Here is a 16,931-nt window from a genome sequence, read left to right on the forward strand (position 1 = left end):
CAGTGAAGAAGCGATCCATTGATTCACGAAGCCGATAGTCAAGGGACTGATCAAAGAGGAGGAGCCCCCGATCAACGAGGACTATTGACTGTTCAAGACTATATTCAGTGGTATCCTGAAGTGTTTTGGTATGTTCTTCCAAGGCAGAACGGGACGCCTGGTAGCTGATTGTAAGTAACATTCCTGTGACGATGAGAATGATAAGGATGATGGCTCCGATAAGAAGCCAGCGAAAAGAAATTCGACTCTTGATATCTCCTTTCGTCATCATTCAACATCCATTAATCTCTGGAATAGAATGGAAAGGATTGGAGGGATGATAATGATTCCGATCGTCCTTATGTTCTTTTGAAGATGTACCAGCCCGTCATCGTCTCATCTAGTGCCTTCTGGCTGTTCTTCTTTGTGATAAGACTGACGACGATCATCGCAAGGAGAGCAAGCGATACTGCATAGAGGCTGAAATGAACCGGAAGCTTTGCTACATACTGGTGATAGTACCCAAAGACTCCTGATCCGATAAGCCCGACACACATTGCAGCGAGTGCACCTTTTGTTGTTGCCCCACGCCAGTAGAGGCCAGCGAGGATCGGAACGGCAAAGGTAGAGAGCATTATGCCAATACCCATCCAGATCAGAAATGCAAGCATCTCTGGTGGATTGATCGCAAGAATGAGCGATATGCCAGCTGCGAGGAAGACAGAGATCTTTGAGATGGTGAGTACCTTCTTATCGGTTGCATCAGGGTGGAGAATATTCTTGTAGATATCCCATGAGAACATCGTTCCGATGGTGAGCATCAACCGATCTGTTGTTGACATCACAGCAGCAAGGACGATAACGGCAAAAATCCCCCATATAAAAACATTCGGCGCGGCATACTGGACCCCGTAGATGAAAGCAAAATCCTGCGCGTTTTTTACAGCCGGAAGTACAACTGTCCCTTCTTCAACAAGGACACGGACTGCAAAACCTGCGAACTTCACAAGCAACATCACGACAAGATAAATGACAAAAGCGATCAATGGGGACCATTTGAAGTACTGGGATTTGCGGGCCGCAAGAACATTATTGATGACATGTGGTGCACAGGCAAGACCAACCATCAGGAGAATTCCAAAGGAGAAGAGGAACTCCGGGGTGGCATACGCATATGCCGCATAGGGAGGAGAGGGGAACCATGGCTGGATGAGATTTGGATCGATCCCAGCCAGAACCTGATTGATATGGGTGAGTCCGCCTGCTTTTGCAATCAGAATTGGCGTGATTCCGATAACCCCGCCGATCAGGAGCAGTCCCTGAATGAGGGTAGTCCAGGAGACAGCATACAGTCCGCCGATGACGGTATATGCGGTGATGATAATACCCGCAATGATCAATGCCTGCCAGTGTTCGATACCAAAGAGCCAGATGAGGACGATACTGATGGCGGTATACTGGCCGACGAGGTAGATGAGTGAGACGGTTATTCCGGCAAGAGCAGATAATCCTCTGAGTTCGCGTGCACTCTCAAATCTGTGGGCAAAATAATCTTCAAGCGTCATATAGCCGTTCTCACGACCAACACTATGCAGTTTCACTCCGAATATGGTGATACAGAATGCCGCAGCCATTGGTACTGCTATCTGTTCCCATATTCCGGGCCACCCGGAAGTATATCCAAAACCAGAAACGCCGACAAGGGTCATGCCACTGCATATGGAGGCGACCATCAGGATGGTGAAGACCCAGAACCCAAGGGAGCGTCCTGCGAGGATATAATCTTCAGTATTATTGATCTTCCTTGAAGCCCACCCTCCAATTCCAATGAGCATAATACAGTACAAAACGATAATTCCAATGGTGACGATGTCAGCCATGATCAGTCCTCCTTCGGAAATCTGAGTCCCCAGATGACAAGCAGGATGATGATGACAACTATAGTTCCACCAACGGTTACAACAGTCAGATCAGGCAGTCCGAATAACATATCATGCTAATGTGTATCATGGTAGCATATAACATGCTCGTTTTTATTTTTTTGGTGGAGCATGGATTGACTCTCTATGTCATTACCGGGTGCTCCATACTCCCTGATAGGTATTCAAAAAAACGCTCATGATGCCCATAAGGGCAACAGGCATACAAGATGAAAATGATAGTTTTCCCATGCATTTTCAAATAAAAGGGGAATTATTGTATTTTCTCTACATGAACTCTATCCCGGACCACTCTTTCTTCCTGAAGATGTACCATCCGGTCATCGTGGCGTCAAGAACTTCCGGGCTGTTCTTCTCCGTCATAAGGCTGACAACGATCATCGCAAGGAGAGCAAATGATACAGCATAGAGGCTGAAATGAACCGGGAGCTCTGCTACATACTGATGATAATATCCAAAGATACCAGACCCGATAAGACCGACACACATTGCAGCAAGTGCCCCTTTTGTTGTCGCCCCACGCCAGTAGAGCCCTGCGAGGATTGGAACTGCAAAGGTTGAGAGCATTACACCGATACCCATCCAGATCAGGAAAGCAAGCATTTGAGGTGGATTGATTGCAAGAATCAGTGAGATGCCAGCGGCGATGAAGACGGAGACCCGTGAGACCAGAAGGATCTTTGTATCCGAGGCATCCGGATGCAGGATGTTTTTGTAGATGTCCCATGAGAACATTGTTCCGATGGTGAGCATCAGCCGATCCGTCGTCGACATCACAGCTGCAAGGACGATGACAGCAAAGAGGCCCCATACAAATGCATTCGGCGCAGCAAATTCCACGCCATACATAAATGCAAAGTCCTGTGCGTTGATGACATCGGGGAGGATGAGAGTCCCCTCCTCAACGAGGACGCGGACGGCAAATCCTGCGAATTTCACAAGGAGCATCACGATGAGGTAGATGAGAAACGCAATCAGGGGGGTCCATCTGAAGTATCTCGTCTCCCGGGCAGCAAGTACATTATTGATGACATGTGGGGCACAGGCAAGACCAACCATCATCAGGAGACCAAAAGAGAGGAGAAACTCTGGTGTTGCGAAAGCATAGGGGGCATATACCGGAGATGGAAACCAGGGCTCAACCAGATTTGGATCGATTCCTGCAAGAACGTGATTGATATGGGTGAGTCCACCCGCCTTGAGAATCAATAGCGGTGCGATCGCGATGACACCGGCGATCAGAAGCCCCCCCTGGAGGAGTGTTGTCCAGGAGACGGCGTACAGTCCTCCGATCACAGTATATGCGGTGATGATGATGCCTGAGATGATCAGTGCCTGCCAGTGTTCAATCCCAAAGAGCCAGATGAGGACGATACTGATGGCGGTATACTGCCCAACGAGATAGATGAGTGAGACCGTTATTCCGGCAAGAGCAGACAATCCCCTGAGTTCGCGTGTACTCTCAAATCTATGGGCAAAATAATCTTCAAGCGTCATATAGCCATTCTCACGGCCGATACGATGCAGTTTCACTCCGAATATGGTGATACAGAATGCAGCAGCCAGAGGTACTGCAATCTGCTCCCATATACCCGGCCATCCTGAGGTATAGCCATACCCGGAGACACCAACAAGGGTCATCCCGCTACAGATGGAGGCGACCATCAGGATGGTAAATACCCAGAACCCAAGAGATCGCCCGGCAACGATGTAATCTGCTGTATTATTGATCTTTCGTGAAGCCATTACACCAATAATGATGAGTACGAAACAGTACAGCAGAATGATTCCAACAGTACCAGGATCAGCCATGATCAATTATCCTCAGATGCTGAAATTTTCTCTATCCTAGGTGATACAACCCTTATATAGACTATTGCTCTCTCTTCAGTAGGTCCAGTCAACATATCATGCTACTATCTGTCACGGTATCATATAAGATGCATGATTCGAAAGATTGTAAAAAAGAAATTTATTCTCCTGCCGAGGTCTTTGAACCCCGCAGGACGGCAACGGTACCAGTTCGTACAAGCTCCTTCACCCCGTACTGGCGGAGAAGTGTCTCAAGAGCATCAATTTTCTCTGGAGGTCCGACCACCTGTAATACAAGGGTCTTTGCTCCGACATCGATGATCTGCGCCCTGAAGACATCTGCAATCTGCATCACCTCAGCACGAGTGTTGCTTGGGCTTGCGGCAACCTTGATGAGGGCAAGCTCCCGTCTGACATGTTCACGGTAGGTGATGTCTGAAACTTTTATGACATCAATCAGTTTGTTCAACTGTTTCTTGACCTGTTCGATGGTGGTGTCATCTCCTTTGACGGTGATGGTGATCCGACTCATCTCCGGTTGTTCGCAGGTGCCAACCGCAAGGCTTTCGATGTTGAATCCACGTCGTGAGAACATCCCGGCAACGCGGGAGAGGACACCGGCCCGATTCTCAACAAGGATAGAAAGCGTGTGAACTTTCATTCCTGCCGCCCCCCGATCATCTCATTTATCGCAGCACCAGCTGGCACCATCGGGAAGACATTCTCTTCACGTTCTATCCTGAAGTCAAGGACAAATGGCCCGTCTGTCTCAATGGCTGACATGAGTGCCTCTTTTACGAGGTCGGCTGAATCTACTCTCATCCCATCGATCCCATAGGCACGTGCGATACCGACGAAATCAACCTCCGGCAATTCGGTATATGAGTACCTGCGGTCATAGAAGAGCTCCTGCCACTGCCTGACCATACCAAGGAACATATTATTCAGGATGACGACTTTGACTGGTATATCATACTGGGCGATCGTCCCAAATTCCTGGATATTCATCTGGATACTGCCATCTCCTGCAATATCAAAGACCGGGAGGTCAGGTCGTGCATAATGGGCACCCATTGCCGCCGGCAGACCATATCCCATCGTTCCGAGTCCACCTGAGGTGATCCAGGTTCTTGGGTGTCTGAAACAGAAGTGCTGAGCAGTCCACATCTGATTCTGTCCGACTTCAGAGACGATTATTCCCTCTCCATCCAGAAGATCGGAGAGCGTTCGAATGACCATCTGCGGTCTTAGCACTCCATCGTCTGGAAGGGCCATCGGATGTGTTGATTTCCAGTGGTTGACCTTCTCGTTCCAACCTTGCCTTGAAGGCTGCTTTGCAATCCGATCGAGCATACAGGTAAGAACGGATTTTGAGTCGCCAACGATTGGAACATCGACTGGTTTATTCTTTCCGATCTCAGCCGGATCGATATCAATATGAATGATCCCAGCATTGGGTGCGAATGACTGTATTTTACCTGTCACCCGGTCATCGAATCTGGCACCGATTGCAATTAAGAGATCACATTCTGTTACGGCATAATTTGCATATCGTGTACCATGCATCCCAAGCATCCCGAGGTTCAGGGGATGATCACAGGGGATTGCACCAATACCCATCAGTGTCGTCGTCACCGGAGTTCCGGTCAGTTCCGCAAGCCTGATCAGTTCTGATGATGCATTAGAAGCAATCACCCCGCCCCCTGCATAGATGACCGGCCGTTTTGCCTCATCTATCATAGCGAGGGCTTTTTCGATCTGACGGAGGTGACCCTGCAGCGTCGGGTTGTATCCCCGGATATGGAACTGATAATCATCTGGTGGATCAGGAATCTGGTTCGTCGCGACATCTTTTGGAATATCAATTAAGACCGGACCCTGGCGGCCGGTTCTGGCGATATGAAATGCCTCCCTAATCACACTATCGAGATCTTCGGTCTTATTGACGAGATAGTTGTGTTTTGTGATTGGCATTGTGATTCCGGTGATGTCCGACTCCTGAAATGCATCATTCCCAAGCAGTGAAGTCGGCACCTGGCCTGTGAGGGCAACCATTGGGACCGAGTCCATATACGCGGTTGCAATGCCTGTTACGAGGTTGCATGCGCCGGGGCCGGATGTTGCAAGGCAGACACCGGTTCTGCCTGATGCACGTGCGTACCCGTCTGCTGCATGTGCCGCTGCCTGTTCATGCCGCACCAGAATGTGCTGAAGTGGGGAGTCGTACAGCTCGTCGTAGATCGGAAGTACTACGCCGCCGGGGTATCCAAAGATGGTCGTCACTCCCTGCCGTATTAATCCTTCAATCAGTATTTTTGCCCCGGTCTTCATCTTTTCTCCTCAATAATCTGTTCATTCCTGATATCATTGCCTCCACCGACGCCATGATGATGTCTGTGCGTGCGCCCCGGGAGGTGATCAACTCTCCGTCCTTTCGTAACTTAACAGTGACGTCGACGAGCGCATCTGTTCCGCCATAGATGGCATCTACATGGTACTCTTCGAGCGTGATGTCGCCTACATCCTGCACAGCCTTTCGGAGTGCCATGATGACTGCATCAACAGGGCCAGTCCCCGTCGCTGCCTGAGTGATATCCTCCCCATTCACCGTTAATGTAACTGATGCTGTCGGCATAACACTGTTCCCGGAGACCGTTGTGAACTGCTTCATCTTGATCACCGGTGTGCATGATATGTCAAGCACCGCTTCTGCAATAGCATGAAGGTCAGAATCTGTGATCCGTTTCCCTTCATCACCCAGATGTTTAACCCGTGAGACAATCTCCTGCAATTGCCTCTGTTCTGTCTTGTATCCCATTTCAGTGAGCGCTGCCTCAACAGAGGCACTGCCCGAATGTTTTCCAAGCAGAATTCTCCGCTTTCTCCCAACGGTCTCGGGCATGATCGGTTCATAGGTCATTGTATCGCGGAGGATGCCGTGGGCATGGATACCACTCTCATGGGTGAATGCCATCTCCCCTACGATCGCCTTGTTTGTGGGGAGGGGCACTCGGGTGAGTCTTGATACAAGAGTGGAGAGATGATAGAGCTCTTCGGTTTTTATCCCGGTATTCACGCCATAGAGTACCTCTAAAGACATCACAAGCTCCTCAAGCGGTGTGTTTCCCGCCCGCTCTCCAAGGCCGTTCACCGTCACATGGGCAGTCGTTGCTCCTGATTTCAATGCCGAGAGGGTGGTTGCCAGACCTAGCCCCAGATCGTTATGGCAGTGGATTGAGAGTGGCGCGAGTGTAGCAAGAGGCGGGATGATCTCAGCAGCACGCTCAGGTGTGAGTACACCGACTGTATCACAGAAGCAGAGGCGATCCGCGCCTCGCTCAATCCCGCCTGCAAAGAGGTCAAGAAGGTATGATTGATCGGCTCTGGATGCATCTTCTCCTGAGAGTTCGACGATCAGGCCACGTTCTTTTGCATACTCGACTGAGTCCCAGGCCATCTTCATCACATACTCCCGATCTTTCCTGAGCTTCTTCTCTATATGAAGATCAGAAACAGGGATGACGAGATGAACTGATTCAGCACCGTTATCTGCTGCATAGTCAATATCAAGCTGTACACCACGGACAAACGTACAGATCTCTGACTTTAAACCGGCTTCGGATATCAGCCTGAGAGACTCTCGTTCTCCGTCAGATGCAACAGCTGAACCAACCTCAATAACATGAACACCAATATCAGAGAGAAGTGTTGCGATGTTCAGTTTATCATTGGGTTTTAGCGATACGCCGGGAGTCTGTTCCCCGTCACGCAATGTTGTGTCTAAAAAGCGTGGGCTTTTAACAAATAAAGCAATCACTCATAGTGGAAAGCACCATTTCAATAATGGTACCTTGAATTATTTAATATGTTGGCTCTTTTCAACCGTTGACAATCCGTATCAGCTTGTGTTTGCTGGTATATCAATTAAACACAATACTATTAGATGCATTTTCTGACTGAGGACATACTATTACTGCTATGATAATCAGGAACGTCTCGTGGTTTCGTTCCGGCTAATAGCTCCATAATCTCAGCTTTATCTTTTCTATCTAAAACAAAAGGAAAAAAGAGAGTTGTTCTTCTGTTTATGCAGAAGCGCTGTCGTAAACAAGGGTCATATAGCGTCCAACGAAGATGATGAACGCTGGCATGAGGATGAAGTAGATGATCCAGCCGATGACTGGGATCATCATGAGAACAAACTCAATAATACCTACGACGACTGCGACTATAATCAGAGCAATGATATAATCTATCCATCCGATCTTGCCGATATGTCCGAAGATGGCACTGAAGTTGAAAGCCTCACCAAACGATTCTGTTCGTGCAAACCGGATGTAGGCAATCGGAACAATAAGTCCGATAATAATTGCCAGAATCAGAATGATAATTAAACCTATGCCTAATGTGCCAAGGGCCGCTATGTCTCCTCCTGCCATAGACGATGCCATGGCACCAAAACCCATGACCAATGCCACGATTAAGATGGGCAATGCATAGATAATACCCACTATCAGCAGCTTGATACCATCAATGAAGAGACTGCCCCAATTTTCAAGTTCAGGAGCCGGTTTTATTCCTTTGTAAATTCTCATCAGATATCCGCCGATAAGAGGGAAGATGATCATGCATATGATGAGGAGAATCCATTTCATCCATTTGCCGATCAGAGCTTCCTTCGTATACTCAAAAGAGTCCCCGAGTAGTGTACCGTATTCCATAGTGTTCACAACCTCTGTGATAAAAGGAATACCGTCCTCTTTGTATTTATATGTTTGCTCTATATAAGCAATATTTGAGCCTTTTTGACAGATTAAGAAGTATTACTTTGAGAAGAATGGTATATCAGATGAAAAAATGGTCGATTGTAATAATGAGTTTAGATTCACTGGAATTTTCAATCCTGTGAATGTATCTGCATTTCTTCGCGGCAGTTAAGATGTATAAAAATGATGTGAGTATCATTTATTTATTGGTTTTTTTATTGCTTATAAAAAATATGGTTTTGGTCATCATCAGAAAATGAGCCGATCTAATGCCTGAAATACCGAACTCCTGTAAAAATCATCGCCATATTCCGCTTATTTGCCGCCTCGATCACTTCTGCATCACGGATTGATCCGCCTGGCTGAACAAGTGCGGTTGCACCTGCATCTGCTGCCACTTCAAGAGTGTCTGGGAAGGGAAGGAATGCATCTGAGGCGACAACAGAGCCTTTCAGCGGCTTATTTGCCTTCTCAATCGCGATCTTTGCCGCATCAACCCTGCTCATCTGACCTGCACCGATACCGAGTGTCTCTTTTTTATCTGCAAAGATGATTGTATTGCTCTTTGTATGCTTGCAGACACGCCAGGCTAGCCTCATCGCCTCAAGTTCTGTTGCTGTCGGTTCACGCTCGGAGACAACCTCCCAGTGTTCACGGTACGGTGGTGTCCGCATATACAGCATACCGCCGTCGATCGATCTTATCTCATCTGCAAGATGGGGGGCTGGCAGTGTAAGAAGGCGCATATTCTCTTTTACCTTCATCATTCTGAGTGCATCTTCAGAGTAGGAGGGGGCAATCACAACTTCAACAAAGGTACTGCAGATCGCCTCGGCAACATCTGATCCGATCTCTCTGTTCATCGCGATGACCGAGCCATAGGCAGATACGGGATCGACATCGCGTGCACTGATATATGCATCAAGAAGCGTTCTGCCGGTTGCAACACCACAGGGGTTGTTATGTTTCACGATTATGCAGGCAGTGTCATCAAACTCACGGAGTAGGCCTACTGCTGCATTGAGATCAAGATAATTGTTATAAGACATCGGTTTACCCTGAATGGGTATGGCCCCGGCGATTCCGATAGTTCCAAAGACTGCTGCCTGCTGATGCGGGTTCTCACCATACCGGAGGGGGCGTCCCCCCCTGAATTGAACTGTGAGTACTTCAGGGAAGAGGCTATCGATCCCATAAAGATGGTTGCTGATTGCAGCATCGTATGCAGCAGTTCGTGAAAATGCTTTTTTTGCTAAAGAAAGCCGTTCTGCATCTGAGATGCCGCCTTTTGCAAGAGCGTCTGTTATGAGTGAGTAATCTGACGGATCGCAGATGACAGCAACATCCTTGAAGTTCTTCGCAGCTGCACGGATCATCGCAGGACCGCCGATATCAATATATTCAACAAGTTCTGAGAGTGGGAGGTTCTTCTCAGCCATCATCTCAAATGGATAGAGGTTCACACAGAGTATATCTATTCCACCAATCCCATGCTTTGCCATTACAGCATCATCGACTCCCCGCCTGCCGAGGAGACCTCCATGGATCTTTGGATGAAGTGTCTTGACCCGTCCATCCATCATCTCCGGAGATCCGGTATATTTGGAGACTTCGGTAAAGGGTATACCTGCTTCAGCGAGTGCCTTCCCCGTTCCACCTGAACTCAGAATAGATATTCCCAGTTCGTGTAGTGATCGGGCAAAAGAGACAATTCCTGTCTTATCCCAGACAGAGAGAAGAGCTGTCGTCATAGGTAAAGTATGGATCTTCAGCAGTATTCAATTCTCTTATCTGGGAGCTCCCACGTGATCCCCAGGCGAATACACACCACCTCCGTACTCTTATTTGGATCTATCAAAAATCTATTATATGGCCCTATCTCTACTATTAGGGAGTAAATTGCAGATATTGATCCCTCCATCTTCTTGATGCATGAAAACCGTATTGGTCATGTATTCTCTGTGGCTCTCTCTCCCAAAATGACACTTACGTATGGTAAGGGATAAATATATATAGAACTACATTACAATAGGTATTGTAACACTTTGATGTGATCTTCTATGGAGGATGATGAAAAAGGCAGACAGGAAGGGTTTCCGATCGATGAGAGAGAAGGCTGTCTGACAGATAATCAGACATCTTCTGAGATCACCCGAAGAGAGTATGACGAGTTGAATGATAAATTCCTTCGCCTCGCCGCTGACTTTGAAAATTATAAAAAGAGAGCGGCAAGGGAGCAGGAGATGATCATCAGGTTCGCAAATGAACGTTTTGCACTTGAGGTCCTCGAAATACTTGACAATCTTGAGCGGGCAGTCAGGGCGGATGACTCCGAACTCAAAGAAGGGCTTAATCAGATTCATAAGCTCTTCATCTCCGTCCTTGAGAGAAATGGCATAACCCCAATGACGTGTATACATACCCGCTTCAATCCAAATGAGCACGAGGCAATCGCCTATGTGCCGTCTGAAGAAGAAGAAGGGGTGATTGTTGATGAGGTTTGCCATGGGTATAGCATGCACAACAAAGTAATAAGATGCGCCAAAGTGGCGGTTTCCAAAGGAAAAACAGAATAAGGAGTTGTAAACAAATGGCTGGCGAAAAGATATTAGGTATTGATCTTGGAACGACCTTCTCCTGTATGGCAATCATGGAGGGTGGGGCTCCAAAAGTGATCCCAAACTCTGAAGGTACAAGGACAACCCCCTCGGTCGTTGCATTCGCAAAGGATGGTGAACGTCTTGTTGGAAGTGTCGCAAAGCGTCAGGCTGTAGCGAATACATCCCGGACCACTGCCTCCATCAAGAGGAAGATGGGAACGGACTTCACGGTAAATATTGATGATAAAAAGTATTCTCCTCAGGAGATCTCTGCAATGATTCTCCAGAAACTGAAGGTGGATGCAGAGGCATACCTTGGTGAGAAGATCACAAAAGCAGTCATCACTGTTCCGGCATACTTTAATGATGCACAGCGGCAGGCGACCAAAGATGCAGGCAAGATTGCCGGACTTGAGGTTCTCCGTATCATAAACGAGCCGACAGCAAGCTCCCTTGCATATGGTCTTGACAAAGAGGGTGAGTCTACCGTCCTCGTTTATGACCTCGGTGGTGGGACATTCGATGTTTCGATCCTGACCCTTGGTGACGGCGTCTTTGAGGTGCTTTCAACGAATGGAATTAATCACCTCGGAGGCGATGACTTTGATAATCGGATAATCGATTTCCTTGTTGATGATTTCAAGAAGAAAGAGGGGGTAGACCTCAGAAAAGATCCTGTTGCAATGCAGCGGATGAAAGATGCCTCAGAACGGGCAAAGATTGATCTTTCAACACTTCAGAAGACGAATATTAACCTCCCCTATATCACCACATCAGACTCAGGACCAAAGTTCCTTGACGTTGATCTTACCCGTGCCAAGTTTGAGCAGTTGATCGGAGATCTTGTGGAGAAGACGATCGATCCTGTTAAAAATGCACTGAAAGATGCAAGCCTTGAGGCAAAGGATATCACTCATGTCCTCCTTGTTGGTGGATCGACACGAGTTCCTCTTGTGGTTGAGACTGTCAGGCGTCTCCTTGGAAAAGAGCCTGATAAGGGAATTAACCCGGACGAGTGTGTTGCACTTGGCGCAGCTATCCAGGGTGCAGTCCTGACAGGAGAAGCAAAGGATGTTGTCCTCCTTGATGTTACGCCGCTCACTCTCGGTATAGAGACGCTTGGAAACATTGCAACGGCAATCATTGAGCGGAACACCACTATCCCGACACGGAAGAGTCAGATCTTCTCAACAGCAGCAGATGGGCAGACGAGTGTCGAGATCCATGTTGTCCAGGGTGAACGGCAGTTTGCACGCGACAACTTCTCGCTTGGCAGATTCCAGTTAACCGGTATCCCGCCGGCACCCCGTGGAGTTCCTCAGATTGAAGTGACATTTGATATCGATGCAAACGGCATCGTCCATGTCTCGGCAAAAGACCTAGGTTCAGGAAAAGAGCAGTCGATCACAATCTCCGGCAGAAAGGATCTTAAGAATGACGAGATCGAGAAGATGGTGAAAGATGCGCAACTCTATGAGGAAGAGGACAAGAAGAAGCGTGAAGAGATCGAGATCAGAAACAACGCTGATATGGCTGCATACAGTGCAGAGAAACTGATCAAAGAAAGTGGAGACAAGATCGACGAAGAAGATAAAACGTCAATTGAAGTGGCTGTATCAGGCATCCGTACCGCACTTGAGGGCGAAGATACCGTCGTCATCAAAGAGAAGATGGATGCTCTCCAGGAAGCGGTCTTTAAAGTCACTACAAAACTTTACCAGAAAGCTGGTGAGGCCGCACAACAGGGCGAAGGATCCCCTGCTCAGAAAGGTGCAGAGGACGATACCGTCGTCGATGCCGATTACGAAGTCAAGAAAGAGTGAGTCAGATGGTTGCGGAGAGCTACTATGACACCCTCGGCGTTCCAAAGAACGCACCGGAGAAGGAGATAAAGAAGGCCTACCGCAACCTTGCCAGGAAGTATCACCCTGATGTCTGCAAGGATGAGGGTGCTGAGGATCGGTTCAAACAGATCAATGAGGCATACAGCATCCTCTCCGATGCCGAGAAGCGCCGCCAGTATGATCAGCTCGGTCATGAGGCATATACAAATGCCTCAAAAGGGAGCTACAGTGGTGCTGGCAACGCAAATTATGGTTTCTCCTCGGACTTCTCAGGGTTTGGCGACATCTTTGATACCTTCTTTGGAGGGCAGAACCGAAGGGGCGGCCCTCAACGGGGATCAGATCTCCTCATGCGTGTCTCTGTCTCCCTCCGTGATGCAGTTTTTGGCATTGATCGGGATGTACGGGTGATGCATGCAGAGGCATGCCCCGCCTGTGATGGCTCCGGAAGTGCCAACAAACGGCAGACAACCTGTTCGCGATGCGGTGGAAGTGGACAGATGCGTTCTGTTAGCCAGTCACTCTTTGGTCAGTTCGTCAGGATGACGACCTGTACTGAATGTGGTGGAAAAGGCAAGATTCCGGAACAGGTATGTCAATCATGTGGTGGGAGTGGACATACCCAGGTCCAGAGGACGGTCACCATTCATATTCCGGCAGGAGTTGAATCCGGGATGCGCCTCAGGATGGAAGGGTATGGCGAGGCAGGAGACTATGGGGCGCAGACGGGAGATCTCTACATAGAAGTGATGGTGGAATCTGACGATCGGTTTGATCGGAAGGGAGATAATCTTGAGACTGGTGTTGAGATCACTCCTGCACAGGCTGTACTTGGATCCGAAGTGGAGATCGAGACGATTGACAAACGGAAGGTAAACCTCAGGATACCTTCAGGTATACAGTATGGAACGGCTCTCAGGATCCCGGGAGAGGGGGTTCGAAGACGCGGACGGTCCGGGGATCTTCTTGTACGGGTCATTATTCTCACCCCAAAGAACATTGATGCTGAGATAAAAGAGCTCTATGAGAAGATACGGGAACTCGAAGGAACTATCGAGGGTAAGGATTCAGGATCAAAGGGGAAGAAAGGCTTCTTTGACAAAGTGATGGGCAGGTAACCTGTGGATCAGAACATCCTTTTCTTTTATTATTTCCAGAATCTGTAGCACAGGTATTTCTTCTGTTATCCCCAACGTGTATATGGATGAAACTGCTCTTTGAGCTCTCCGGAGAACACCCCGACCTCCCTGTTGCTGAGGTTGGATGTATCGGACAGGTACTTGCACGAGCACCACAGGTTGCCGTTGCCGAATGTCCGACTCCCGGAGATGCAATCCGTCTTGCTCAGACGCATGTTGTAATGGAGTACCTGGGAGAGTGTCACGGGGATGGAGATTCATTCTCTTCCTTATTGCGTGACCTCTCACTGACTGCACGACAGCCATTTGCCTGCCGGGTTAAAAGAATTCATCCTGCAATACTACCGGAATCAAAAACGGATCTTGAGCGGATGATGGGTACATTAATAGATGGCAATGTCTCCCTTACGTCTCCTCTGGAAGAATATCGTGCTATCTTCTCAGATGGCACCTGTTATCTTGGGAGGGTTATGTATCATATCGATCGAGGTTCATATGCATACAGAAACCCCATGAGACGTCCGTTTTTCCATCCGGGAGTAATGATGCCTTTAATGGCTCGTGCCATGGTGAATCTCACTTATGTACAGCCTAATCAGATCCTCTACGATCCATTTTGTGGAACAGGAGGAATTCTCCTTGAAGGAGCAATCATTGGTGCACGGGTTGCAGGATCTGATATTGATCAATCGATGATCTCCGGGTATCGGGATAATCTTCCAAATGCAGTCTGCCTTCGTGCAGATACCTGCCAGCTCCCCTTATCGGATGCATCGGTCCATGCGGTTGCAACCGATCTTCCGTACGGGCAATCAACATCAATAAAGGCAACAAGCTTAGAAAGGCTCTATGAAGACTCATTATCTGAGATACGACGCATAATGAAGAAAAATGGTAAAGCGGTGGTCGTGACTCATCGGGATATCTCTCCTCTGGCAAAAGAATATTTTACGATCGATCATGCATTCTCCCAACGGGTTCATAAAAGCCTGACGCGGCAGATACTCGTACTCACATAAAGAGATAATTGACAGATGCCGGGGATCAGATTGACCTCTGCTGCATACACAATAGTTACATAAAGATGTTCGGTATACCAGATGACGAAAGGAGCGTACGTAGTACGGGGGCTTTAAATGGTGCTTAACTGGTTGAGGGATAATTGCGCCTCCTTTGAGCCGAGTCGAGCACTGGCTATACGGGCTCTGCGCCATCTGAAGAAGGATGACAATATCAAGCTCTTCTCAGATGACATCATGGAGATGCGGACGGTTGAAGGATACTGGTACGAAGCACTCATTTACGAGCTTCTCCTTGAGACTGCCAGCAATACCTCTGCAATCAAAAAGATCGTCAGGAAAGGAGCTGATGCTCCCAGGCGACCTGTCCGGATAGCTCTTGGCCAGAATGGTATGTATTATGCAGAAAAAGGAGATATCAGGGTTCGAGGTAATGGCCAGGATCTTGCTGAGGTGGATCTTCTCTTGCTGGATAGCAATAACAAAGTCTCTTTTACAGAGATCGTGACATCTCCTGCTGATCTGAAAGATCTTGAAGCAGAGATCCATTATAAGAAAAAACTCTTCGGTTATCTCTTCAAACAGGATACTGTTGAATTCTCCCTCTTTTCAGCAGTTGATATCTCTAACACCCAGGTGGTGAGAAGGCTATGCCGTGAGGAGGAGAATGCATATGTTGGAACATTCAGTTGCGAAGAACTAAAAGCCTCTATCAAAACTCTCCGTCTGGCCTCACTCTCAAAAACTGCCGTCAGCAATCCAAAGTTAATCAGTGCGTTATCGCTCCGTACCAGACCCTTTGATTATCGCCAGTTTCATGACCAGACTCTTGTGCGGTTACTGAGATCAGCTGAGCGAGGGGCAACTCAATCAGAGGTTTTAGCTGATCCTGGTGTCTCACCACTTGTGAAAAAAGTGATCTTTGGAGCGTTGCATCCTGCAGCTCAGAAGACATTAATCCATGAGTATGGTCTTCGGGTGAAGAGTTCGGTTCTTGATTACTCGGATCTCATGCGCGATTATTCAAAGGCGGTACTGGCTGTGGACCTCCCGGATCTCTCCCCGGTCATCTATCTTAAACCAAAAAAGAAACGGATGTACTATAAGATGGTACCTGAGAGGTCAGGAGGGTTCAAATTTGAACGTATTACTCCGGGTAGAGTTGGCTTTTACCTATGGCTGGAGTCTGCCAAACCAACTGTTGAAACGGATACGATGAATCTGATTCTGGATCTCTGTAAAGTGAGGTAGTTCTGGTCATATAGAGTAGTCAGAAGGTCAATCCTCACAAAAAGACTTCTTTTCTGGAATCCATATCTATTTTTTTTATATACCAGACCGGTGCCATATGGTGAGGGTGATATCTGATCTTTGCCTCGCGCAGACCGGGCACTCCCATATCCGACTCCCGGTTTATGTAACGATAACGGGTTTGCACGGCTTTTGCAGTCTTCATATTAATGATCTTATAGATGCCTTCAAAACCCGGAAGTGCCTTTTCAAAGTGAACAACGATCGTCTCCTCGTTCATTATGCCCCATATTGCGATTGCACTGATATCGTTACCGGTTCTAATGAAAAGACCCTGACAGTTCAGTTCATCGAAGTGGTCCACTGCAAAGATGACAGCCTCCTTCTCATGTGCAAGGATCGGAAATTTATCACAATGTTTCCATTCACACCATCTCTCAAGAAATTCCTTGATATCTTCTATTGAATCTTCTGTGATCTGCTCGACACTGTAGGTGATGCTTCGTTTAAATTTATTTATCTGGCCACGAATGGTCAGGTAGTTCTTTCCCGGGAGGTTTGCAAGATCTCTGGAGAGATAA

The 16,931-nt window shown here is 47.9% G+C and carries 14 protein-coding genes; 5 read left to right on the plus strand and 9 right to left on the minus strand.

What is annotated here, in order from left to right; genetic code table 11:
* The 8 genes from Q7V06_RS02535 to purH all read right to left on the minus strand — a co-directional run.
* On the minus strand, positions 1–271 hold a 271-nt coding region (locus tag Q7V06_RS02535; protein WP_370650799.1), incomplete at its 3' end, for a hypothetical protein.
* 67 nt (positions 272–338) lie between these two features.
* A complete protein-coding gene (locus Q7V06_RS02540; protein WP_304837610.1) occupies positions 339–1,859 on the minus strand; it encodes a sodium:solute symporter in 1,521 nt (506 codons plus the stop codon).
* A 327-nt stretch (positions 1,860–2,186) separates the two neighbouring features.
* Positions 2,187–3,731 carry a sodium:solute symporter gene (locus tag Q7V06_RS02545; RefSeq protein WP_304837612.1) on the minus strand — a complete coding sequence of 515 codons (1,545 nt, stop codon included), beginning with the start codon at positions 3,729–3,731 and terminating at the stop codon, positions 2,187–2,189.
* Between the two features lie 160 nt (positions 3,732–3,891).
* Complete coding sequence (gene ilvN, locus Q7V06_RS02550; protein ID WP_304837615.1) at positions 3,892–4,392, minus strand: acetolactate synthase small subunit; 501 nt, start codon at positions 4,390–4,392, stop codon at positions 3,892–3,894.
* Positions 4,389–6,062: a biosynthetic-type acetolactate synthase large subunit gene (gene ilvB / locus Q7V06_RS02555; RefSeq protein WP_304837617.1), complete on the minus strand. Its 1,674-nt coding sequence runs from the start codon at positions 6,060–6,062 to the stop codon at positions 4,389–4,391. Before ilvB ends, ilvN begins: the two co-directional genes overlap by 4 nt.
* Entirely contained in the window at positions 6,034–7,548 is a 1,515-nt protein-coding gene (locus Q7V06_RS02560) for a 2-isopropylmalate synthase (protein WP_304837619.1), read from the minus strand. The genes ilvB and Q7V06_RS02560 overlap by 29 nt, the downstream gene beginning before the upstream one ends.
* A gap of 268 nt (positions 7,549–7,816) precedes the next feature.
* The gene (locus Q7V06_RS02565; RefSeq protein ID WP_304837620.1) at positions 7,817–8,452 is read right to left on the minus strand and encodes a DUF4013 domain-containing protein; all 636 of its coding nucleotides are present in this window, start codon (positions 8,450–8,452) and stop codon (positions 7,817–7,819) included.
* Between the two features lie 311 nt (positions 8,453–8,763).
* On the minus strand, positions 8,764–10,248 hold the full coding sequence (purH, locus tag Q7V06_RS02570; RefSeq protein ID WP_304837623.1) for a bifunctional phosphoribosylaminoimidazolecarboxamide formyltransferase/IMP cyclohydrolase: 1,485 nt from the start codon (positions 10,246–10,248) through the stop codon (positions 8,764–8,766).
* Positions 10,249–10,557: 309 nt separating this feature from the next.
* Here purH and Q7V06_RS02575 point away from each other — a divergent pair, with 309 nt between their 5' ends.
* The 5 genes from Q7V06_RS02575 to Q7V06_RS02595 all read left to right on the plus strand — a co-directional run bounded on the left by Q7V06_RS02575 (position 10,558) and on the right by Q7V06_RS02595 (position 16,350).
* A complete protein-coding gene (locus tag Q7V06_RS02575) occupies positions 10,558–11,073 on the plus strand; it encodes a nucleotide exchange factor GrpE (RefSeq protein ID WP_304837626.1) in 516 nt (171 codons plus the stop codon).
* Between the two features lie 14 nt (positions 11,074–11,087).
* Positions 11,088–12,920 carry a molecular chaperone DnaK gene (gene dnaK, locus Q7V06_RS02580; RefSeq protein WP_304837629.1) on the plus strand — a complete coding sequence of 611 codons (1,833 nt, stop codon included), beginning with the start codon at positions 11,088–11,090 and terminating at the stop codon, positions 12,918–12,920.
* Between the two features lie 5 nt (positions 12,921–12,925).
* Positions 12,926–14,059 carry a molecular chaperone DnaJ gene (dnaJ, locus tag Q7V06_RS02585; protein ID WP_304837631.1) on the plus strand — a complete coding sequence of 378 codons (1,134 nt, stop codon included), beginning with the start codon at positions 12,926–12,928 and terminating at the stop codon, positions 14,057–14,059.
* 86 nt (positions 14,060–14,145) lie between these two features.
* Positions 14,146–15,099, plus strand: coding sequence for a methyltransferase domain-containing protein (locus Q7V06_RS02590; RefSeq protein ID WP_304837634.1), 954 nt, complete (start codon positions 14,146–14,148; stop codon positions 15,097–15,099).
* A gap of 117 nt (positions 15,100–15,216) precedes the next feature.
* A complete protein-coding gene (locus tag Q7V06_RS02595) occupies positions 15,217–16,350 on the plus strand; it encodes a hypothetical protein (protein WP_304837637.1) in 1,134 nt (377 codons plus the stop codon).
* Between the two features lie 34 nt (positions 16,351–16,384).
* Here the strand turns inward: Q7V06_RS02595 and Q7V06_RS02600 are convergent.
* Positions 16,385–16,931 (minus strand): DUF2156 domain-containing protein (locus tag Q7V06_RS02600; protein ID WP_304837640.1); only part of this gene is annotated, 547 nt, incomplete at its 5' end.

This window comes from Methanocalculus sp. (assembly GCF_030651615.1).
In the GTDB taxonomy this organism is placed as follows: Archaea; Halobacteriota; Methanomicrobia; order Methanomicrobiales; family Methanocorpusculaceae; genus Methanocalculus.